Raw genomic sequence first — 23452 nt, 5'->3', positions numbered from 1 at the left:
ATGACCCTCAAGTTGCCATAATCTCAAGTCGCCATTCAGGATAATGTCCACAACATCACAAAACCCTGACTTGAGATCTTGAGGGTCTTTTCGACCATTAGCTGTTTACTAATTGGGGCTTTCCCTCTCATATCTATTAATTCGGGTTTCTCTCTCAGTTCGGGGGTTCTTATGAGAAGTTATTTTAACTGGCATTCTCTCGTTTTTCTCTCCTATCCTAACAGATTTTCTTTTCTTCGATGAGTTCCCAAACTCATCTCCCGTTTTTTCTGAAATCCCGTTTTTTTCATAAGGTGGTGTTTTGTTCTTTTTGATGAGTTCCAAACTCATATCACTTTGAGGTTCTTTTTGATGTATCTGGTTTTACATCTTATGTTTGCTTCTCAAAATTATCCCTTCTTTTGAGCCTCAAATCATGCCAGGAAGAACCTCTTTTTGCTGTTCCTGACAGCTTTTATTATATGATTTATGATATATAGCCCAACCTATGAAGTTCCTTCAACTGCCATGGGTTAGGGAAAGGATCTCAGGACATTACTTATTTCATGTGATTTTTTGATTCCATTAAAACTTTCAATTACTTAAAATAAAGCAGGTAAATCCTTAAAAAGAGCAGGTATTTAAAGCAGGTAAATCATTTAAAAAGAGCAGGTATTATTTGGAGGTACCTGAAGAATATGACCCTGAACCCCACGGCCACAGACTTCAGGTAAATGTTGTAATGCAGTTGCTGGGTTCACGAGCAGCTAAGGAAACTGCCTTCAAATCTCTGATGGCACTCAGATATTCTTTTTCTCTCTGTTCTCAGTTTGTCCCGGAAGTTCCAGATTGCATTCCCACATGCAGCCCGGAAAGCTTTCGTTGTTCCCTGAGATTTCTTTTAATTTCTTTTCGAGGATGCAATAATTTATCTATACTATACTTAATCCATTTTTTTTGCCATTTTTAATCTGCTTTTAAACCTTCTCTTTTATGGCACCAGGGATTTACTCAAGACAATTTGTCTATCCCAGAAGGTTTGATAATGTTCCCAGTTTGTGATTTATACTATAACTCCAATAATATATAGCCCAACCTAGGGGGTTTTTTCAAAACTTTCAGGTTAAGGAGTGAGTAGTGGGAAAATGCCATTGTGAAGAGATTTTTTGATGCTGTTAAAATTTTTGAGAGCCTTAAAAGCCTCCTCCCGAGAAAAAGTATAATTCTCGGGTTTAACCTAAGTTCTCCTGTAATATCGGGATAGGTAAAAGTCAGGAATAGGCAAAAACTCAGGAAATTGCAAAATAGAGAAAGGTAAAAAGTTAGGGATTGCAAAATAGAGAGAGGTAAAAAGTTAGGAATTGCAAAACAAGGAAAGATAAAAAGTCAGGATAGATAAAAAGTCGGAAATTGCAAAAAAGGACAAGAGATACTCTTTTTATTCTTTCAATGAAAGATCAGGCTTCCCATCCAAATTTATTTCCTGATACTAATTTATTTTTCATAACATAACATATTAATAAAAGGTTTCCAATATTATAAAAGTAGCAATGAGCTCATCTTTATGCGATACTATCTGGCTTTCTGAAAAAAGGAAAAACCTTCTCCTCTTGTTGATGGAAGGGCCCCGGGACATCGAGCAGATTAAAACCTCTCTCAATGTGACTGCTAAAGCGATGATGCCTCAGATCAAGATCCTGAAAAAGCAGGAGTTGATCCTCCAGGAAGGGGACACTTATGAACTTTCGGAGATTGGAAAACTGGTGGTAGGGAACATGCTGCCCCTGCTCAATACACTTGAGGTTATCGAGGAAAACAAGGAATACTGGGCAAGCCGGGATACGAGCGTGATACCGAAGGAGATGTTCATGCGCCTTGGTGAACTTGGTGAATGCATGGTTATCGAGCCTGACCTGAACCACCTTTTTGACCTCCCCAGGGAGTTTACTGAAAATCTTGCAAAATCCAGGTGCATCCTGAGCTCTCTTTCTTATTATCATCCCCTGTATCCTTCTTTATATTCGAAGCTTGCAAAGAGTGAGGCTGAAGTGGAACTCGTGCTGACAGAATCCGTGTTTGAGAGGCTGAAAAATGAGTTTCCTGATGAACTTGGTTCTCTTCTAGATTCCGAAAACACGGTTGTGGTGGTTTGCGAAGAAAGCTTTAATATTCCCACCATTGCAGTTACAGACCGTTTCATGTACCTTTGCCTCTTTGACAGGCAGGGAAAATACGACCACAGAAAGGTTATGAGCTTCGATGCAAGTGCACTTCGCTGGGGCAGGGAGCTTTTCATGCATTACAGGAAATCCGCCAGGGAAGTAACAGACATTTAATGCCCGTGGTTTTTTAATACTAAACAATAACCGTTCCATCCGGAGTTCTTTCTCAAAAACACCAATTGCGGGAGTTTAGTACGATGAGGTTCAAAGACATCCCCTTAAAATCAAAACTGGTTATCTTTATTGTTGTGGGGGTTTTTCTGGTGCTGGCGGTATCCACGGCAGTCATTATAAACACGGTTACGGCTCAGGAAGAAATGCTGGCCTACCAGAAATCCGTCGAAATGGCTTCCAACTACGCAAACCAGTTTGATGCGGACATGAAAGCCAACAGGGCCGTTGCAAGAACCCTTGCGCTTACTATGGCCGAGTACGAAGCTTCCGACCGGGAAGAGGCAATGGATATCCTGAAAAATATCCTCAGAGAGAACCCCAATCTTATAGGGGTCTATGTAGGGTATGAGCCGGATGCTTTTGATGGCAGGGATTCCGAATATGTGAATGCTCCGGGGCATGATGAAACAGGCAGGTTCGTTCCTTACTGCAATATGATTAATGGTCAGATGACTATCGATCCCCTTGTTAATTATGATTCCTCGGACTACTACCAGCTGCCAGAAACCACAGGTAAAGACGTCCTGACCGAACCTTACTTTTATGAAGGAGTATTCATGGTGAGCTACGACTCTCCCATTTTTAAAGACGGGGAGTTCAAAGGAATAGCTGGCGTTGACGTCCCCCTTGAATATGTCGACGAGGTCGCAAGCGAGATCAAAACGTTTGATACCGGGTATGCTTTTATGGTGAGCAATACCGGGATCTTTCTCTCACATCCCACACAGAAGGACTGGATCGGAAAGAAGAGCCTTTCTGATTTTGACGTGGAGGAAATTAGAAGGGCAGCCAGTGATATCCGGAAGGGGATCGGAGGAAACATCGAGATCGATGACCCTACCACTGGCAAGACCGTTATTATGTTTTATGAACCGGTTGAAACCGGAGACTTTGCCTTCGTTCTGGTTGTCCCAAAAGAGGAAATGCTTGCCGGAGTTACTGCCCTGCGGAACAGGCTGCTAATCATCTCTGCAATTTCGATCCTGTTCATGGCTGCCCTGGCTTACATGATTGCCCGCTCCATCACAAGACCTATTGATGAAATCGTTGAGGACTTCAAGAGCATTGCCCAGGATGCGGTTAAAGGAAAGCTTGATGTAAGGGCAAAAAACGATGTGGAAATCGATTTCCGGGAAATCCCAACTGGCCTGAATGAAATCCTTAAAGCTGTAATTATCCCTATCCGGGAGACAATAAGGGTAACCAATGCCCTTGCAAAAGGGGAGTTAAAGGAACGGGTCAACGTAGATGTACAGGGGGAGTTCAGAGAGCTCGGGGATACCCTTGATAATTTTTCCGAAACCCTCAACAGGATCATTGATGATTCAAATGCTGTTCTGACGGCTTTTCAGAATAATGATTTCAAGCGAGAGATCCTTGTGCATGGGCATGGGGACTTTAAGCTCCTTACGGACGGAATCGAAGAGACCCGCAGGGCTCTTGATCTTGTTACCGCGCAGCGCAGAGAAGCAGAAAAAGCACTGCTTGACTACGCAATGGAGCTGGAACGTTCCAACAAGCTTAAAGAAGAAATGGAACGAGTCATCAATAATAGTCCGGTAATTGTCTTTTTATGGAAATATGAAGAAGGATGGCCTGCGGAATTCGTCTCGGAAAACATTACAAGGCTTGGCTATGAAGTAGAGGATTTTACCTCAAAGAAGATGCTTTACGGAGAAATCGTTTATCCCGAGGACCTGGAAAAGATGCAAAAAGAACTTACCAGAAATGTGGAAGAGGGCTGTGACGTCTATACCTCAGAATACCGGGTCTTTACCAAATTCGGGGAAGTTCGCTGGGTGGACGAGAGGACTTTCATCCAGAGAGACGGAAAAGGAGGAATCCACCTCCAGGGCATTATCCTGGACATCACCGAGCACAAAAAAGCCGAAGAAGCTCTGCTGCAGATGGAAGAAATCCACAAAAAAGAAATCCATCACAGGATCAAGAACAACCTGCAGGTAATCTCAACCCTGCTCTACCTGGAGTCCGGGAATTTTTCAGACCGAAAGGTAATGGAAGCTTTCAAAGACAGCCAGCACAGGGTTAAGTCAATGGCTCTTGTCCACGAAAAACTCTACCAGTCCGAAGATATGGTAAGTGTGGACTTTGCGGACTACATTAAAAACCTCGCTGATTACCTCTTCCAGGCTTACTCTACGGGCAGCGGAAAAGTCAGCCTGAAGCTTGATGTTGAAAACATTTTCCTGGGCATGGACACGGCAGTTCCCCTTGGTATCATCATCAACGAACTTGTTTCAAACGCCCTCAAACATGCTTTTTCCAACGGCGAAGACGGGGAAATCTGCATCCACCTGCATAGGGAAGGGGGAAATCTGCCCAGGAAAAGAGAAAATTATAAAAATACAGAAGATCAAGTGGCTAAGAGTGAGAAAGTTTATTCTAACGGTCCTGGCAGCAGCATACAGGGGGATAAAAAAGTAGAGGATAGGCTGACCCTGATAGTGAGGGACAACGGCAAAGGATTCCCTGAAGGCCTTGATTTCAGAAACACGGATTCCCTCGGGCTCCAGCTGGTGACCGCACTTGTGGACCAGATTAACGGGTGCATAGAACTTGATACCAGCAGGGGAACCGCGTTTATAATTGTCTTTCAGGAGCTGAAGTACAAACAAAGGGTGTAAGGAATGGCAGAAGGACGAATTCTGATTGTTGAAGATGAACATATCGTTGCGATAGGAATAAAGCGCATGTTGAAAGGCCTGGGATATACGGTTACAGGTGTCGCTTCATCCGGAGAGGACGCCATAAGCAAAGCTGAGAGCACCTTTCCTGACCTCGTGCTGATGGACATAATGCTTAAAGGAGAACTTGACGGCGTGGAAGCTGCAAAGGAGATCAAAGAACGCTTTGATGTGCCTGTGGTTTATCTGACTGCTTATTCCGACAGCAATATTGTCGAACGGGTTAAAAAGACCGCCCCCTTTGGCTACATCGTAAAACCCTTTGACGAAAAAGACCTGCACAGCAATATAGAAATATCTCTGCACAGGTACAGGAAAGAAAAAGAAAATCAGGAAGCGATTGAAGAGGAAAAATAAGACTATGAAAGGGAAATATCGGTTTTATTTATATTTTCTCCGTGGGATTTGTTCTGCTGGAATTTTTTTCCTCACGAGCCTCCTTCCAAATTTGATTTCTCCTTTTCTTGTTTTCTAAACTATCCTGTTGTAAAACTGCTGTAAAAGGCAGAAGAAGACGATTAATGTCCTGGAGGCAATGGCTGTCCCGAGAGAGGGTAATTTCTTAAGGTTAAAATTTTGGTCGTCCCTCTTTACATGGTTGATCTTTTTGAAAAAAACAAGTCTGACTCAAATTCCTGAATTCTGCCCCTTACAATGTCATTCCAATGTCATTCGCTTTATTGTGTCGTTCTTGTCCCGCTCGACGCGGGAGAGTGGTCTTTCCCAAAAAGACAAAAAAGAGATAGAAGAATGAAAACAACAGGTTAACAAGTAAAAGCTGCTGAAGGCGTTTGTGAGTTTAAAAGAAGGACAAAAGGCTAAAACGGTACCAATTTCAGTCTCATTTCTCATTCATTTCTTCTTCCTTTTGTGCAGGGCCGCCAGGCAAGCTGGCGGAGGCGTTTATATTTAACTGTGAGTTTTAATGAGGTCCCCCGGATCAAGATATAAATTCACTTGTTCATTTTTTTGCGTTGCAGAAGAGAAAAGTTCAGCCCTGCAAAAAGTAGAATCAAAAAACAAAAGATCTTAGTTTCAGATATAGGAATAATATCAACTGATTAATACAGGACCACCAAAATTTTGAATGGCATCAAATTATCACGTATCCCTTGCAATAACCTTTCTGTCCTGCACAGGATAAAGCCTTGAAATTATCTCTTCTCTTATGTCAGTACCGTATGGAGGAGGCTATATAGCTTCATTTATATAGAAATTCCGTATAAGAAAAACTCTCGGATTGAGTCTTTGTTTGACCACATAGTTTCTCTGGCTATAAAGTCCGCTGGATAGGTGAACTGATGGCAGTCCAGAGAGGTGTTCAGGGGATAACGTGGAATTTGCAAGTTATTCAAGACCATCAGTTGATTGCCTCTTACAGTGATTGCCTCTTGTCTTTGCGGTGATAGAAAGGAATGTAAGTTTGAAGTTTGATATCGACAGTAGTTCCCTTACTGGATACTACAGTTCCCTTCGAGATCATCATCAACAAACCTGTGTCAAAACCCTTAAACATGTCTTTTCTGAAAGGGGGCGGTAAGATTTGAATCCAATTGATAGAAAGATTGATAATGATGTTGGTAGTGAAATCTACAGCTTCAGCAGGGTAAATAGGGGAATAAAAACAATTCAGGAGCTGAAGTAAAAAACGAGGGTTCAATTCATGGCAGAAGTAAGAATTCTGATAGTCGAAGACGAACATATTGTCGCAATGGGAATAAAAAGGATGTTAAAGAGTTTGGGTTATACACTAGCAGGCGTTGCTTCATCCGGAGAGGATGCTATAAGCAAAACCGAAAGCACTTTTCCTGACCTTGTGCTGATGGACATAATGTTGAAAGGGGATATGAACGGGATAGAAGCTGCAAAAGAGATCAAAGCACGCTTTGATTTGCCTGTGGTTTACCTGACCGCCTGTTCCGAAAGCAAAATAGTGGAACGTGCCTGGAAGACAGGACCTCTGGGGTATATTGTGAAACCCTTTGACGAAAAGGATCTGCAAAAAAGTATTGATGTGGCTCTGCGCAGGCACAGGATGGAAAAAAATGAGCTTGAAAAGGGCTCTGAAAAAACTGAGAAAAGTTCCGAAAAGTGTGGAAAAAACTCCAGAAAACTTTTTGATTCTGTTGAATGCACTGAACCTGTCGAGTGCACTGAAAGTTTTCAGAATTTAAAATAATCCTCTGATTTTTTGATCAGATATTCAATTCTTCATCTATTCTTTTCTAAATCCTTTCAAGATTTAAACTGTTTCTAATTTGTTTATCTCTAATTTGTTTTCTCTAATTTGTTTTCTCTAATTTGTTTTCTCTAATTTGTTTTCTCTAATTTGTTTTCTCTAATTTGTTTATCTCCAATTTGTTTATCTCTAATTTGTTTATCTCTAAATCTGTTTATCTCAATTTTTTCAATTCAAATTGATTTTTTAAGCCTTCTTTAATTCTTCTTCAAGTGTTTCAGCTACGGTTTTCAGGACTTTTATCCTTGAATAACGCTTGTCTCTGGATTCGATAACTATCCAGGGGGAACCTGTGGTACTCGTTTTCTGGAGCATCTCATCGGCTGCAACTTTATAGTCTTCCCATCTGTTCCGATTTCGCCAGTCTTCCTCTGTAATTTTCCAGCGTTTTTCAGGGTCTTTCGTCCGGCTTTCGAAACGTTCTAGCTGGGTTTCTTTATCTATGTGAAGCCAGAACTTGAGAATAATTGCTCCTGCATCGGTAAGGATTTTTTCAAATTCATTGATTTCCCTGTAAGCTCTTCTCCATTCTTCTTCCGTACTGAGCTCTTCCACTCTTTCTACAAGGACGCGGCCGTACCAGCTCCTGTCTAAAATAGTCATGTGTCCTGCCATCGGGACTGCTTCACAGAAGCGCCAGAGATAATGGTGGGCTTTTTCGGAATCATTCGGGGAACCTACAGGCACAACCCTGTAAAGCCTGGGATTGAGCTCTTCGACAAGACGGCGGATGTCTCCTCCTTTCCCTGCAGCATCCCAGCCTTCAAAGACTATGACAACTGATCGCTTCTTTTTGTAAAGCTCATACTGGAGGTTTTCAAGTCTGTGCTGGTAAAGTTTTTTAGCCTCCCTGTATTCTTCCACGGAAAGGCTTTTGGAGAGGTCAGTCTTTTCCAGGGCCGAACCGTTGAGTACCGGGAGATTTACAGTTGCAGTGTCAAGATACTTGATAGTCTGCTGCCCCGGAGTCCTTGTTACCTTTTCAATGCAGATCTCGATCGTATGGGCTACTGTCACCATGATTTTCAGGACTGCAAAGTTCCTGTCATTCGCCTCGACAATTGTCCAGGGGGCATTGGGAGCATCTGTTCGCTCAAGTATTTTTTCAACAACAGGAATATATTCATCATATTGCTCAATAAAATCCTGCTCTATTCCGTTTTTTCCCTTATATTCATCGAGGATAAGGGGGATATCCCTTTTTTTGATTTCCTTGAAACGTTCTTTCTGTTCTTTTTCGCTTATGTGGAGGAAAAACTTGAGTATCAGATACCCGTCATCCGCAAGCTGTCGCTCAAAATAGGTAATTTCTTCCAGGGCATTTTCCAGGGCTTCTTCATCTTTTTCTTTTCCAAATAGCTCTATTACTGCCCGACTGTACCAGCTCCGGTCAAAGATTCCGATCCTTCCTTTTACAGGAACCCGTGTCCAGAACCGTAGGAGAAAAGGTTTAAGAAGTTCTTCGTAACAGGGCCTGGTCATGGTATGGAAATCAAATCCTCTCGGGTCCAGGGGCAGGATAAAACGGTTGATGTCCTCTCCCATTCCTGAGGCGTGCCAGCCTTCAAAAACAAGTATAATAGGGATTTTCAGCTCCCATGCCCTGCGTTGAAGCTCCCCTAGTTTAACTTCAAGTGTTTTCATACTCGTTTTATATTCTTCGTTATTTATCGTCTGGGATAAGTCTAATTTTTCAAGCATGCGGAAGCCCTGTTTCTTCTTTAAATGAATTTTTCTTAATATACTTTTAAGTAATATTGACTGTGCAGGTATAAGTTTTGTCCTCATGGAAAATAAGAGTAAAGAAAGTAAAGCGCATGTTTTCTTTAGAATATTCGATTAAAAAATAATTCATGTTTTTTCGATTAAAAAATAATGAAAAATAATTCATGTTTTTTCGATTAAAAAATAATGAAAAATAATTTATGTTTTTTCGATTAAAAAATAATGAAAAATAATTTATGTTTTGTTTTCGGCACAAATTGAGAAAATCAAAGATTTTGCCAGAAAATGATGAAAAATAGGCAAATATTTAAAAAAAAGATATTAAAATTAAAGGTATGTTTTTCGTGCATAATTCATTTCAACTAGTCTATACGAACGAGATCAAAAATTATTATATAAATATATGTCAATAATACTAATGAAAAAAGTTAATAAACAGGGATTTCTTTAAAAAAAATATATGTTTTACAACATGTTTTATGATACGATTTGACGCTGTATTTATATTAAAACTATAATTGTTCGTGCCAGGTAATATAATATATATTAATTAGTTGTTATTATTTTGACAAATATTGTACTCAGTATTTGTATATAGTATTAATTGAATATTTCTAAATAAAGATATCAGCTTATATGTTTTTCAGGAGTTTCTTTTTAAGACATTCTGAAAATTGATATACATGTAATCAATGACAAATGAAAATATTCATCTTTTTATATACTTTTTACTAAGTATGTTTGTAAATTTTTGCTTAAATATGTTACTCTATATATATACATTCAAATATGATAGTATCGAAGATGCTGTTTGCAAAATTATGATTTATTAAAAATATACATTATATAATGTGTGCATATTTTTGTTTCATATAACTGTACTTCATACAACATATTTAAAAATAGATACTTTAAATAACATACATCACTAAAAAAATAACTAAAAAATAATATATTATATAGTGGACTCTCTTATTCATTCTTTTCTCCTGGGTAGCTTCTTAAAGATATATACTAGAATAAACATTTTTCATTATATCTTTTTAAAAAAAGTATCGTTTAAAAAGTATCAACGTACCTGTTAATATAGTTACATCAAGATAAATTATATTTTATACAATATTTTTACAACAATTACTTTGAGAATCAAATATACACCAGAATACATCTTTTTTCTAAAAAAGAGAGGTATTTTTTACCTGTAAATATACTATTCAATTTATTTTTTTCGAGGTGTCCAGTTTTTTCGGCAGTCTCTTTAACTTAACTCTATATTTATAAAATAACTTTTAGATGAAATAGGGTATACTGCATAGCTCAAAAATACTTCAAAACACATAAGTAAAAAATAGCCTTTTTAGATGATATTTTATTAAATTATTCTCATCTATTGTGTAGTATAACATATTTTTGGAAAAAGCTTGTTCCGGCGACAAGATTGAAGAGAGTTTCTTTTATTCATATAGTATATATGTATAGATACTCTAATTTTCAGAATTATTTTTTAGCAATATTAGTTCATAGTTAATCATGCGGTGATCGGCAAAATATGCCTTATTCCCATAGTCTTTGGAATACATGACTTGACAAAATTGGGGGTTAATCCGGAAATTAAGCCCGGGAAAAAAGATGCTCTCATATACTATAGGAATGAATTTTGAGATGACGCCTGCATGAGTACTGGATCCTGGGCGAAGGAGACTGCAGGAAACTAAAATAATGCATTATGCAATCAAATAATAATTATTAATGTAATATATTACGAAATTGCCCTTTTGTCCAATGAAAGGTGCTTTTAACATTTGAAAAATAATTTTTTATTATTTTGTTGACCTAATGAGTACTAACAGGAGGACGAAGAAAAAATAAAATGTTTTTGGAACGAGAATTTTCTTAAATGTGATGCTTATTTTTAGGGCAACTAATATAAATAAATACCTATAAAATTATTTTATTGATCTATTTTTATATATTATTTTTTAAGCCAAATACTCTACACTCTGTACTTTAAAAAGTGTGTAAAACGCATATGCAAAAATATAGTTATATGCATTGACAAATAGTCAACGTTGAGTTTAAATTTTCTTTTAGGACTAAATCCTGTCAAAGCTAAGTAATACCTTCTAAATGTCAAATTAAATTGAAGTTATTACATTTAAGTCATATTTAAATTATTTATGTCTGTTTTTCTCTATTCAAGCATTCTCTATTCAAGCTTCATTTTCCAACTGATTTTTCAGGTAATTTGTTTAAGTTCGAAGCAGAGTTGTGGGTACTTATTAAAATGAAGTTAACGTTACCTGAAATAAAACCCACTTCGACATTTTGATTTATTGTACTTCTATATTATTACTTAAATTTAATACACGTTTTTCACTCAATTCTGCCTATTTCTTGCTCAAAACCAGGACTTTGATGTAATAAAATTATAACTCCAGCCTTAAATCGAAGATTTCTTCAAAAAGTTCGTACTTTTTGCGAGCCCTGTAGAGGTACTGGCGGACCGGAGTCCGGTCTTTTGCCCTGTCAAAGAGGGCTTCGATCTCCCCCTTTGAAAAAACGGCTTCAAGCTTTTTTATGGGAACGTTTTTAAGATCTTCCCAGCTGTCAATTACAGGGTTGCTTATAGGTATGGGGATGGGGAGGAGCATCACCTGGATCTCGTCCACCCAGTTCCAGTCGGAATCATATATATTTGCATAAAAGGCCCCGCACGAAGTGCATCTTGTTATGACTGCCATATACTCTCCTGTAGCATGATAGCTAAGGCTCATAAGAATGGAGTCACAATTGGTACAGTTGCCGATCTCATTATTTTCCAGGCTATGCGCAGGTATCCGGTTTTCATCGATATAAAGAGTTTTTTCATTAAGGTCATACCTATATTCCACATTATCCGCTCCTGAATGAGGCCTGAATCCTGGAAAGTAAATTTTTTGTCCCAGGTTTATTATTTAATTTCCTTTTTGATTTCTGTCTAAGGTAATAACCCTATTAATATTAATCCCTCTTTTTCAAGAAAGTTGTTATTTAAACAAACACTTTTTTTCCCTGAAGCCACCTGTTCTTCCTTGCCTTTACATGATCTCAGCTTTCAGGGCTTCAATTAAAGTTGCCGCATATTTCTCAGGCAATAGACGTTTAAATCTCTTTTTTGTATGTAATCAATTTATTTTAAAAAAATAAATTCTATACTGGATCAGGAAGGAATGTGTTCGAGAAACAAAAGCAGCCTCAGTTTTTTCTATATTTTCTAGTATCATGGAGGATATTAAACTTATCTTAAATGAACAGAAAAATATGGACTTTTGTTATATCAATCAAATAAACTCTGCTCATTTTAGCAATTTAAACACAAACTTAATATATATGTTCGTAAGAAAATAATAATGTTGATAAGTAAATATATTATCTAAGTATTCAAATTCATCAAAGAAACTTAAAAGGCTTTTTTAACGTTAAAACGGATGAAAAGCTTTATCAAAAAAATAGTTAAACGCAAAAATATAAAAGTCCTGCCTTCTGGCAGGGGGATTTTAGGAAAACTCCCGATGTACAGATAGTAGGAATGGATGATAAAAAGCAATATATTGGAGAAGGAACATACCAATACACAAAACTGAACTTGAAGCAAAATAAAATTGCCTGAAGAACAGGAGCTTTAATATCCATTCCCATCAGAACGAATAAATTTACAAACCTATATATAGAGCTATAACTGACATTGTTTACTACATCAGTAGAGGTGGTAATTATGGTATCCATCCGAGCTAAAGTTAAATCCAGATTAGAGAAATTTCTTGAAGTAGATTCCAATGGATATCGAAGGGCTATACTGTGTATCTTCATAAAGGTAAAGAAAGCAACTATTGATGAGCTACATGAAATGCTTTCAAGCAGATATAATGTATCAAGAAATACAGTAGCGTCCATGGTAGGATATATCCATTCGAAACTCGGAATCTTAAGGGCACATAAAGAGTCCTACAAGACCCCTATGGTTTACCTTTTAAGAGAAGAGTACATAGACCTGCTAATGAAGATAGTTGCTTCATCCACGAAACCATCTACTGATTCTACAGCCTGAAAATTTATAATTTCAATCCAATTGCCTGATAGACAATGTCGCTTGTGAAAAACGCACCAAGAACAGCAACCACTATTGTGGTACGGTCGGATTCGAATACCCGTATAGGTCACTCAAGAGACCCGTACTATAATCTAATGAGGCGCATTTTCCAGGAAGACGCAACTGCGGTACGGGGTCAGAAATTCCTGTCAATGGTTGAAGAACGACAGGCAGCAGGCAATGCCATCCGAACTGATGAATGGCAGGTCATTCTGGAAGAGCTCCAGATAGGTCGTGCCTCTTTTTATGCAATGCGCAATAAACTCCTCGGAGCCGGGCTTATCTCTATAAAAAATAAAGAATACCGGCTTTCCGGTCAGTTCTCAAAAGACCTCATGGACATGGCCCGCTGGTGGTGGACCGCTGTCCTCAACCAGTCCGAAGAAAGTCTGTGATCGAATACTTGAGTAATCGGTCCTTTTGACGCAAATGATCTTCGAACCGGATAATACTTAATTTTGGAATAATACTTCATTTTAGAATATTGTTTCATTTTGGAATAATACTTTATTTTAGAATACTGTTTCATTTTTTCAAATTAAATTTTTAAAGATTCTGATTTTTAACTCAATTTATTGAATTTTTGGCGGATAAAAGGGCGCTCATCCGAAAGCTATATATATAAAATCTTCCTTTAGAAGATACGCTTCAGGGCGCAAGAATCACGCCCCACAGCGAAAAATCATTGAAGCCCGGTAGTGTAGTGGTCAATCATGCGGGACTCTGGATCCTGCAACCTCGGTTCGAATCCGTGCCGGGCTATACTTTCTTTGTATGTAATCCTATCACTTCCATTTAGAATGTGAAGTAATGCTACTTTCTGTTTTTGTTGAGTTCAATACTGATTTAATACAAATTATTCTTTTTTCGAATAAAAATTATGCATTTCCCTAACTTGAATTAATACTGATTGTGTAATTCCAATGTTGCGGCATGTTTCATAAAATCTATCAGATTAAGGCATTATTCGAAGGGAACATATATTCAACTAATTCGGGTATCGCATCCTTCGAGATCCCAAAAGAATCCATTAAGACCTGTTCGAGATTTTCTGGCAACCTGCCCGCAGATAACAATATTCTTTTTATGTCCTTAGCGAATGCCTTTAAAGTTAAGGTTTCTGTAACTTTTATGTTTTTTACAACATACCTGTGGACTTCAGATCTTCCATTGAAACGCATATAATCTTCTATCTCTATTTCTACGTTCAGATACAGGACTTGTCCAGAGTCAGGACTAACGGTCTTGATATACATTTTTCTTGCCTCCTTTTCCCCGAAGGCAAAGTATTAAAAATCAGAACAGCCCAACAGTATATTGCTAGTATCTATTTGGAATGTCCTGGAGTTTGATCCTCCGGGGTATTTCATTAATTCACTTTTGAAATTATAATCAGCTTTTTTAGAGTCATAGCTACAATGTAGCTACATATATATAGAGTTTTTGATGAATTTGAGTTATTTTTTGAATAGGAATAACCACTAAATATATATTATATCGCCACATAGTGGCTGAAATATGGAAGTAAAATTAGAAGCCTATCAAGTGATTGAAAAAACGGTAAAATCTGCTGGGAACTCAGGTCGGGTTTATGTCCCTAAAGAATGGGTTGGAAAGAAGGTAAAAATTTTACTTTTGGAACCGCTTGAAGAATAAATTACATACTATTTTTTATCACATTAAATTTTTTAGTTGCCAGTCAAAAATATGTAATTCTTTTAGAAAAAGAACTTTATCTTTCAATCCAATCTTCTATGACTAACTTGCTAACTTAAATACTGTCCAATATTTTTTGATATAACTTAATATCACTTTCTATTAGTTTTGAGAATTTCAAGTAATTTTCTTTGCTTTCTTCTTCATATATATACTTCTCATAAGATGCGCGTGTATCGTCTTTTGCAAGGTATTTATACTGCGCGATTTTTTTGAGTTCTTCAACTGCATATGTAGTAGCTCTTTCAAATGGATCCATACCAAGATACTCATAACCTCTTTTGTGCTTGTTAATTTCAAGAGATTTAGCTCTATCAGTTGGATTGGTAGTAAACCCATCAACAATTTTTATAATGTGTTGTGCAGGTATGTAGAATTTCTCAAGTCTCTTTTGGATGTCCTCTACTTCAGTTTTATCATTAAACATTTCAAAATTGACAGGAGTCAAATCATTTATCATAGATTTCTTTACATATGGAACGTGAGAGTAACTTTCTCTATTAGAATTATCTTCATAATAAGAATCAAGTCTTTCATCAAGACTAAATCCTTCAAAATGTGGGACTATCGGTGAAATCTGTAATAGTTTACTGAGATCTAAACCTAAAAGGCTATATTCAGCTACATTTTTTGAGACCTCTTTTCCACCTATACACCCATATCTTAACAGTTCAATTAACTTGTCATATTTTATCCATTTTTTTATTTCTGTATCATAAGTAACCTTAGGGTCTTTTACCATCGGGCTGCTTATTGCATAGATCTGTAAGTGGTCAAGGAGTTCTCTATTTAGATTAAGAGAAGAAATTAAGGAAGGCCACTTTATACTTATCGCCACAAATTTTGCGAGTTTTTTGCAGTTCCAAACATTAGGATTTTTAGGATCATAAAGGAATAGACCAGTCCTATATCCAATCGTTTTCTGAAAACGGAACATATTAATAAATTGCTTTATTTTACGAGGATTTTTATCCAAAGCAGGAGCAACCATTTCCACAATATTTCCAAAGTTGTTAAGTTTTTCCTCACAATCGGGGGAATAACTGACTGGTACCTTACTGAAATCCAGTCCTGAAAGACTATATTCAGCTACATTTTTTGAGTTCTCATCTATACATCCATATCTCAATAATTCAATCAATTTAGTATCATTAATCCAATCCTGTAGTTTTTCATTATTGTTTTCCAAGTTCAGTGCGTATTCCTGTAAGTTTTTAAGAATATTTTCGTTTAAATTTTTACCCAAAACCAAGGAGGGCCATTTAATGCTTATCAATAAAAATTTTGCGAGTTTTTTATAGTTCCAAGTATTTTCTGGACTTGCGTCTTTATAATTAAAAAAAAGATCCATTTCGTACCCAATTTTGTAATTGGTACGAAGCACTTCAATAAATTGTTTTGTTTGACGAGGATCATTATCCAAAGCAATAGCGGCCATATTAAGAATGTCATTAAATTCCTTTGGATTTTCTACATAATCATAATTAGTTGCCGTAAACTTTTGATATTCCCTCTCTTTTCTGGCATTGTTACTTTCAAATGGATAATTTTTATTTATTAGAGATTTATTTATTGGTTTAGAGTACTTGGTAAATTCCGAGGGATTTTCCTTTTCATGTAATAGAGATTTCAACAATTCTTTAAAATCCCCATTTTTTGGAGTTGGTACTCTAAAAGGGAGCTGAATAAATTTTTCAATGAAATTATAACCATATTCTATTTCATTATTATATCCAATTTCATCATTAGTTAGATAATGATAGATTTTTTCTTGTTTTGCAGCAATCCCCGCAGAAATAATTTTTCTATCCATACCTATGGAAAAATAAACATTTGCTCCATCAGATATCATTAGATTTAACGCTTGCATGAGTTCCGCAGCTTTGGGGACTTCGCAGCGGTCAAGGTCATCTATGAATACATAAACCCTTGATTTTCCGACATAGGATTCAATTATTTTGTCAAAATCAGAATGAAAGTGCTCTATAAATGAGATATGCTCTGTGTAATTTGGACTGGATACAATTTTATTTAAATCAAAAGGGTTCCCGACAAAATTTGATAAATTTTTCCAAGAAGAAAGAAAACAGCGTATTAGCCCTACAGCAGCAGTTGCTATAAGTAAAACATTTGTGATCGTTTTGACAAAGTTTTCATCGTTAGAATTTGTGAATACCCATTCAATCAAATTCCAGCTATATAATATAATTGCGATCAAGAGTGCTGAAATAAACAAGACATGACAAATTTTCGCGAAAACATGGAAAATAATTGAAATGGTATTCTTCCACTTAAATTTTAGTCTCAACCATACCAATTTCAGTTTTGCCTTCTGACGTAACCGCCAAGAAAGTTGTTCTGACAACTGTTCCATTAAACTAAGGGCAAAAGCAGCCCATAATTCATCTTCTTTTTCGTATCTCCAGCAGTTAAACCATACTGTAAAATACTTTTTTCGTTTTGTTTTTTAGGAGATATATATAAGAATTGATTTTATTTTACTCTTAATGGAATATATATCAAAAGTTTGATTTTGCTTACTTGATTTATCCCCCTTATTTTGAATTAGATATCCATTAATGGAAAAGAAAAGGGGTTTTAGTTTAGAAATAAGAGATTTCAATTCAGGAAGCTCTGCTTTTTTTTTATTTAATAATAGATACTTCAAAAATTCCCTAATAGATATATTGCATATATTTCCCTTTTCTATTTCGTCTTTTAGTTGTCTCATAAAAGAAGATTTTCCACATCCCCATTGTCCTTCAATCGAAAGCGTAATCGGAGATGTAGTATCTTCGTCAGTAAGAAATTCTGCAATAGCTTCAACATAGTGTTGGAATCCGAGCCGATCTTTACCTGTTGCGAGATCGTTACTTAGGTATTTCGACACATCACCTAACAAAGAAATTAGCCTCTCTTTTGTTTTATTTTATTAATTATATATATTAAACTGGAAATTAATTTATAGTTTGGATTACAAAACTATCAATTTCTACATTCATTTACTAAGAAAATATAAATATTTGTTGAAAAGTTGTGTTCCTGCAAGTTTTGAAATATTGTCTAAAACACAAGCGTATAAGAAGACCATAGAAAGTTAGATACTAAAAACTGGAATTCTATATATTACATACATAAACCGCACCCCAACAAAAAAGAAAGCGGTAGCAGCAAAAATAAAATGAATCTTTTTCTTGCCTTTTGTTAGTTAGTAACATACATACTTTATTCAAGAATCCTAGGCAAAATTTCCCATTTATCTCAATTTCTGTTTTTTTCAAAGTATCACCTACCTGATAAAATAAATAGTTCATGTTAAAACATGTGTATTTTGGAAGATTTAAGAGAGGAATAAACCCGAAAGAGCAAAAAATACATGAGATTGCACAGGTTTTATTACAAAACCTGTGTATTCGAGGAACAGGACATAAATACAAAAAAGAGGGCGGAGCTTGAGAATATTATTTTATAAAAACATATTTGTCACTTATTGTTCCAATTCGATGAATTTAAATCTGATTCTCATATCGCCTCTATTCGAGCACCTGTAGCTAATACATATATTATGAATATTAAAAATAATATAATGGCTAATATGTTAAGTATCGTTTCCATAGACTTTGACATGTTTATACCCTCTATAGGTTTTATGAGTTCTTTACATTAATACCTTAATCGACACAAAGGAGAGTTAAGCCTATAGGTAATTTAGAATCAAGAAGATCTTCAAAGAAGTTCATGAAAAATAAACCCACGTTTGTCTAAAAATAATCCAAAGTTTGTTTTAATTAACTTGTTTTGATAGAATTCATTCAAGATATAAACCAAAATCAGTTATATTTATATACTACTTCTTTTCCCAAAAAAATATTTGTGTATCTTCTCATTTTGGTATGATTAGGTATGATTAAGTCTCTTGATATCGTTTTATAGGTATGATTTTGGTATGATTTAGGTATGATTATGGTTGAACATACCTTAAACATACCATTATCATACCTTAAACATACCTTAAACATACCTTAATCATACCAAAACCAGTATCAGTAAAAAAATGAACAAAAAACAAAGAAAAAAAATATTTTTGGGAAAAAGACCTATCTAAAACAAGTTAATTCTAAATGTATGTCAAAAGAAACAAACTTCTGTAATGCTATATTAGGTCTTTCATTTAATGTTAAAAAATGCTCTTATATACGCCAATGATAAATAAAATTATACTACAAAGACCTGATAATAAAGAAACTAATTCAGGAAATGACAAACCTAAAAAAACAGGCTTTTTTAAATCATGTACCTCATGATCGCAGGATCCCTCCATTTTTTTTTGATAATAGTATCTCGTTACAAGACTAATCGCAAGAAAAAAAACTCCAATTATAATAAATTCAGTTCCAGTCGCCATGAAAAACCCCTCTTATTATAATCAAACACAATATAGGATCTCAAAGTAGAAAAACTGGTAGTAACCAATCTTAAACCTAAATGGGGTAATTCACACGAAAACTCTCCTATCTTGTAGGGTTATTCCTGCTAACAGCGCAGGCGGATAGGGGTGTCACAGGCTTACGAATGGATATGGAAGAGAGCTTTGGTAAAGCTTTCAGCTTTGGAAGAATATAACAGAACAGTTCCCTACCTAATAATCTTTGTTGATGATTTTATCAGCTGGTACCCAGAATACAGCAGTGCGTATGGTAGATGAATTAAAAAGTTAATATTTAACACTAACTATTAATTCAATTTTAGGTAGTTTCTTATTTTTTGAGTTATTCCTCCAGACTCTTTTTCATTTTGGTGGGATTAGTGGGATTAGTGGCAACCGATGGCGAATCATAAGTGGGATTAAGGTGGGGTTAGGTGGGATTGAAAAAAGTGATAAAGAAGAGATTAAAGTATATTTTATAGTATATCTATATATTTTCTTATTTTTTACTTAGTAGTTAACCCCACCTAATCCCACTTTAACCCCACTTTAACCCCACCTTAATCCCACCTTAACCCCACCAAAATCGTTATCGGGTAATTATCTCATATCTTTCCTCATATTTTCTTAAAAAATATCTACAACCTATCTTTTATCAATTATTTTGTATCTTTTAACAGATATAATTTTAAACTAGAAATAATAGCTCCTAATTTAAGAAAAAAAATGTAATAAAAGTGTTTTTAATAAGAAAAAAGATCAATTATTTTTTTATGCTCTTTGTTTCAGCTTTTTAAACATTACTTCAATATCTGGAAATCCATGACTTAATAAAATCTCGCTTCCTTCTTTTGTTTTCACAAACTCTTTTGCAGCTTCTTCTGCAGTGAATTCAATAGTTTTCATCTCAGGAAATTCTCTTAAATATTCCTCACATTTTTTCCGTAACTCTACCCGGGTCTGATTTCCTGAATTCTGAATGGTTTCTAATCCATCTTTTGTTCTCTCGTCGGAAGTAGTTTGAATGGCCGATCTAACTTCAGAATCCCTGATATTCAAAACTTCCTGGAACTTCTCAAATGTTATATAGACCCCTCGTATTTTCTTGCCTTTTATAGTTGAGTCAAACTTCCAGCTTTTTCCGTCTTTTCTTCTTGTTAGGATATCTTTGTCTGACCAATCTTTAATAGCCCTATCAAAATTGAGCCCCTTGCTTTCCAGATATTTTCGAAGCATATCCGGATCATATATTATTCCTGATGGCGTGACCCACCCTTTAATTTCTACGTTCCCTTTAGGGGAATAAGTGTCTTCAGGATCCATATCTGAGCTATATTCAAAAGATCTCCTATTCCTCAGATGCCAGCTATACACAGTCTCCAAGGCTTTTTCATAGTATGGTGTCGTAGAATCGTTTACTGAGGTTGAAATATAGTATTTTTCACATATCTCTAAAGGGTTTTTATTTGGAATATTATGTTTTTTAAATACGCTTTCTAATATCTGTCCTGCCAATGCAAGTGCAGCAAAATAGTTTTTCTTCCTGGCTGCAAATGTAGTAGAGGATTTCTCAAATGAACCTCTAATTTTTTGATAGCGGGTTTTTAAGATCGATTTTGATTTGAATATTGTATCCATTACGTCGTCTAAAAAGAATCCATGATGGTTAATGACGGCTTCCTCAACCTCTCTAATGTATAGCTCGTCTATTTTCTGGATACCTTCATAAATCTCTATTACTCTTGTACTGATCCCGGTTGCTGTGCTCAAATACTGCGTTAAAGTATATTCCCCGGTTGTTAAGGTTACATTTCTCCATGTATCCATTTTTGCCAGGCCTACCTCATTATTGGATACAGTCCCTCTCGTTTTACCCCTTCCGTTTACTAATGAATATACCATTTTACTGAACTCAGGGGTCTTTGTTGTTTCATCAACAAACAAGGCAGTATCTGTATTAAGTGCCGCAGCTTTTTCAAGCCCCACCTCTGAAATAGCTGCATCCCTTCGTAGATGCCCCGGATTTCCTATTAATGATATTGCAATATCCATTGTAATTGTTTTTGAACCTGAACTTTCATAATAATTATGAATAATAAAAGAAGGCGCGTCAATAAGTTTTAGGATCATTGCGCAAACTACCGCATAACACTTGATTCTGGTTAGATCGTACTCTAACATAGGAATCATGGTTTTAATCCAATAATCCAGATCTCCTCTTACTTCATATGCATTGGTAACAGAATCATCTAAAGAAATAATGGGCGTTTTCCCTTTAGCAGAATACAAGTTTCCCCCAATTATAAAGAGGGAATCATCTTTTTTCCAGCCTGTTTTCTTAGCTGTATATTCCCGGGGCATTTTTGAAACATGCCTTACCATCTTTTTGAAGTAACTCCTCATATGCTTGGAATCTAAATCGGTTAAATGCAATCCCATGTTGATTAGTTCTTTTAAATCAGTTGTAAGCAACTGGTTAGGAGTTACCCATTTTGTATAGTGGGTACCTATAACATTTTTATAAGTACACTGATAAAGAAAAGAATCATCGTCCAGGTTGGTTCCGGTAGCTGTAATTATGATGGGAGTTTCGGTAATTGTATTGTACTGCTCTTGATCCGAAGATTTATCAATTATTTCAATTCCGTTTTTTGAGACTCGATAAGGGTATAAATCATAATCGACCTGAAAAATATCAATTGCAGGATCTACTGAAGATTCCATTATCTGAATTATTCTCTCTTTCAATCCCTTCTCATTGGAATTCCAGATCTCAGGCGAATATGTTTCAAAAACTTTGCAAGCTTCCCAGCCCTCTAAACCAAAGCTCCTTAGTATATTTGCTACTTCTTCAAACTCTTTAACTCCCCAATTCCCAGCCCATGACATCAATTCTCTTAACTCTTCAGATAAGAGCATGATGTCTACCAATTCATAATTCAAATTCGAAGAATCTATGTCAGAATCATATGGTATTTTGTTATACCAACTCAGCAACTGATCCTTTAACGTAGCCATTTTTAAGCCCCCGTAGATTTTTTGTTAAGGAGCTTTACAGAAAGGTATTTAAAGACAAAAGTAGAATTAACCGCTAACAGTTTGTAACTTGATTTTGTTACCTTTCTTTTTTGTGTTTGCGGGGTGGCAACCACAACACGTTTTTTGATTTTAATTCTTTCCATTAGAACCACATCCCGCAGCTTTCATTATCATTGAAGCCATTGCTTTTTCGTAAAGGTCGGAACTTTTATACATTATTTCAATGATGTCTTTTTCCTGCCTGTAAACTTCCTTTGCCCACTCTGAAAAAGACCTACCGGTATTGGGGTTATTTTTGAACATGGTTTTACCTCATATTGAGGCCTGAAAAACAGCAAAGAACAAGAAAACGGCTCAAAGATAATCTTTATAAACAAAGATGTGATTATCTTATTTGTGGGATAAGTAGTCTTTTGAGCCGTTTTCTTGTACTTGATTACTGCTTAACAGGCTACTTCCTTTCTTATGCTGCTTTTGATTATGTCTTCTAAGTAAGTGCTTCTTTTTACAAGACCTCTTGAGTTTTCTATATTTTCAAAAGTTTCATTGTCCAGGTAAACAATACACTGGTTTTTCTTTCCATGATAGTTTTTTTCTGAATCTGTCATTATATCATCTCAAATTAATTGCTTTGTTTGATTTTCATATTGATATTTTGGTATATAAACGGTAGCAATATCTATGTTTTTTAACTTTTTTAACTAAAAATTAGTTCTTTTGTTGATTTAATTTGTATGTACTAACTAACAAGGGGAAAATATTTTCCGGAAGGGAAATCGATATCGAAAGAAGCAAGATATTATTATCAAGCGTTGATATCCCCTTTCTATATCCATGAATGTTTTTTAATTCATACAGTTTCTATAAATTATTCAATCCATTTTTTTATATTTAAATCTGGACGCAATTGGGACTATTAGGTCAATTGGGACTATTAGGTCAATTAGACCTATGAATCCGGAATAAAGTATGTATGTTACTAACTAACAAGGGGAAAATATTTTCCGGGGGGAAAATCGATATCGAAAGAAGCAAGATAATATTATCAAGCGTTGATATCCCTTTTCTATATCCATGAATGCTTTTTAATTCATACAG

The 23452-nt window shown here is 35.8% G+C and carries 15 protein-coding genes, 1 tRNA gene and 1 pseudogene; 8 read left to right on the top strand and 9 right to left on the bottom strand.

The window, feature by feature from the left end; translation table 11 throughout:
- Positions 1-108 precede the first annotated feature (108 nt).
- Positions 109-330 (bottom strand): hypothetical protein, encoded by a 222-nt coding sequence (locus ACSAZL_RS09775; RefSeq protein ID WP_440948482.1) that lies wholly within the window; start codon positions 328-330, stop codon positions 109-111.
- Between the two features lie 1199 nt (positions 331-1529).
- Between ACSAZL_RS09775 and ACSAZL_RS09770 the strand changes: the two genes are divergently transcribed.
- The 4 genes from ACSAZL_RS09770 to ACSAZL_RS09755 all read left to right on the top strand — a co-directional run bounded on the left by ACSAZL_RS09770 (position 1530) and on the right by ACSAZL_RS09755 (position 7259).
- Positions 1530-2315 carry a helix-turn-helix transcriptional regulator gene (locus tag ACSAZL_RS09770; protein WP_440948481.1) on the top strand — a complete coding sequence of 262 codons (786 nt, stop codon included), beginning with the start codon at positions 1530-1532 and terminating at the stop codon, positions 2313-2315.
- Between the two features lie 83 nt (positions 2316-2398).
- Positions 2399-5020 (top strand): histidine kinase dimerization/phosphoacceptor domain -containing protein, encoded by a 2622-nt coding sequence (locus ACSAZL_RS09765; protein WP_440948480.1) that lies wholly within the window; start codon positions 2399-2401, stop codon positions 5018-5020.
- Between the two features lie 3 nt (positions 5021-5023).
- Positions 5024-5437, top strand: a complete 414-nt coding sequence (locus ACSAZL_RS09760) for a response regulator (RefSeq protein ID WP_440948479.1) — start codon at positions 5024-5026, stop codon at positions 5435-5437.
- A 1306-nt stretch (positions 5438-6743) separates the two neighbouring features.
- The gene (locus ACSAZL_RS09755; protein ID WP_440948478.1) at positions 6744-7259 is read left to right on the top strand and encodes a response regulator; all 516 of its coding nucleotides are present in this window, start codon (positions 6744-6746) and stop codon (positions 7257-7259) included.
- Positions 7260-7505: 246 nt separating this feature from the next.
- Here ACSAZL_RS09755 and pap read toward each other — a convergent pair whose 3' ends face one another.
- Together pap and ACSAZL_RS09745 are read right to left on the bottom strand one after the other, a co-directional pair.
- Positions 7506-9020 carry a polyphosphate:AMP phosphotransferase gene (pap, locus tag ACSAZL_RS09750; RefSeq protein WP_440948477.1) on the bottom strand — a complete coding sequence of 505 codons (1515 nt, stop codon included), beginning with the start codon at positions 9018-9020 and terminating at the stop codon, positions 7506-7508.
- A gap of 2450 nt (positions 9021-11470) precedes the next feature.
- The gene (locus ACSAZL_RS09745; RefSeq protein ID WP_440948476.1) at positions 11471-11935 is read right to left on the bottom strand and encodes a hypothetical protein; all 465 of its coding nucleotides are present in this window, start codon (positions 11933-11935) and stop codon (positions 11471-11473) included.
- 863 nt (positions 11936-12798) lie between these two features.
- On the opposite strand from ACSAZL_RS09745, the gene ACSAZL_RS09740 reads away from it, so the two are divergent.
- From ACSAZL_RS09740 to ACSAZL_RS09730, 3 genes are all read left to right on the top strand, one after another.
- Positions 12799-13131, top strand: a complete 333-nt coding sequence (locus tag ACSAZL_RS09740) for a DUF2551 domain-containing protein (protein WP_440948475.1) — start codon at positions 12799-12801, stop codon at positions 13129-13131.
- A gap of 35 nt (positions 13132-13166) precedes the next feature.
- Positions 13167-13568 (top strand): hypothetical protein, encoded by a 402-nt coding sequence (locus ACSAZL_RS09735; RefSeq protein ID WP_440948474.1) that lies wholly within the window; start codon positions 13167-13169, stop codon positions 13566-13568.
- Positions 13569-13862: 294 nt separating this feature from the next.
- Positions 13863-13935 (top strand) — tRNA-Gln (locus ACSAZL_RS09730).
- Positions 13936-14123: 188 nt separating this feature from the next.
- Here ACSAZL_RS09730 and ACSAZL_RS09725 read toward each other — a convergent pair.
- On the bottom strand, positions 14124-14429 hold the full coding sequence (locus tag ACSAZL_RS09725; RefSeq protein WP_440948473.1) for a hypothetical protein: 306 nt from the start codon (positions 14427-14429) through the stop codon (positions 14124-14126).
- A gap of 262 nt (positions 14430-14691) precedes the next feature.
- Here ACSAZL_RS09725 and ACSAZL_RS09720 point away from each other — a divergent pair, with 262 nt between their 5' ends.
- Positions 14692-14829 carry a DUF2080 family transposase-associated protein gene (locus ACSAZL_RS09720; RefSeq protein WP_082092923.1) on the top strand — a complete coding sequence of 46 codons (138 nt, stop codon included), beginning with the start codon at positions 14692-14694 and terminating at the stop codon, positions 14827-14829.
- A 115-nt stretch (positions 14830-14944) separates the two neighbouring features.
- Here the strand turns inward: ACSAZL_RS09720 and ACSAZL_RS09715 are convergent.
- From ACSAZL_RS09715 to ACSAZL_RS09695, 5 genes and pseudogenes are all read right to left on the bottom strand, one after another.
- Positions 14945-17284 (bottom strand): annotated as a pseudogene (locus tag ACSAZL_RS09715) (P-loop NTPase fold protein); the annotation flags it as partial.
- Positions 17285-17356: 72 nt separating this feature from the next.
- Positions 17357-17791 (bottom strand): P-loop NTPase fold protein, encoded by a 435-nt coding sequence (locus ACSAZL_RS09710; protein ID WP_440948472.1) that lies wholly within the window; start codon positions 17789-17791, stop codon positions 17357-17359.
- 2295 nt (positions 17792-20086) lie between these two features.
- The gene (locus tag ACSAZL_RS09705) at positions 20087-22333 is read right to left on the bottom strand and encodes a DUF927 domain-containing protein (RefSeq protein ID WP_440948471.1); all 2247 of its coding nucleotides are present in this window, start codon (positions 22331-22333) and stop codon (positions 20087-20089) included.
- A 150-nt stretch (positions 22334-22483) separates the two neighbouring features.
- The gene (locus ACSAZL_RS09700) at positions 22484-22657 is read right to left on the bottom strand and encodes a hypothetical protein (RefSeq protein ID WP_440948470.1); all 174 of its coding nucleotides are present in this window, start codon (positions 22655-22657) and stop codon (positions 22484-22486) included.
- Between the two features lie 140 nt (positions 22658-22797).
- Positions 22798-22962, bottom strand: coding sequence for a hypothetical protein (locus ACSAZL_RS09695; RefSeq protein ID WP_440948469.1), 165 nt, complete (start codon positions 22960-22962; stop codon positions 22798-22800).
- Positions 22963-23452: the final 490 nt, after the last annotated feature.

The sequence above is a fragment of the Methanosarcina mangrovi genome (assembly GCF_052057765.1).
In the GTDB taxonomy this organism is placed as follows: domain Archaea; phylum Halobacteriota; class Methanosarcinia; order Methanosarcinales; family Methanosarcinaceae; genus Methanosarcina.
This window is presented reverse-complemented; position numbering and strand designations above follow the sequence as displayed.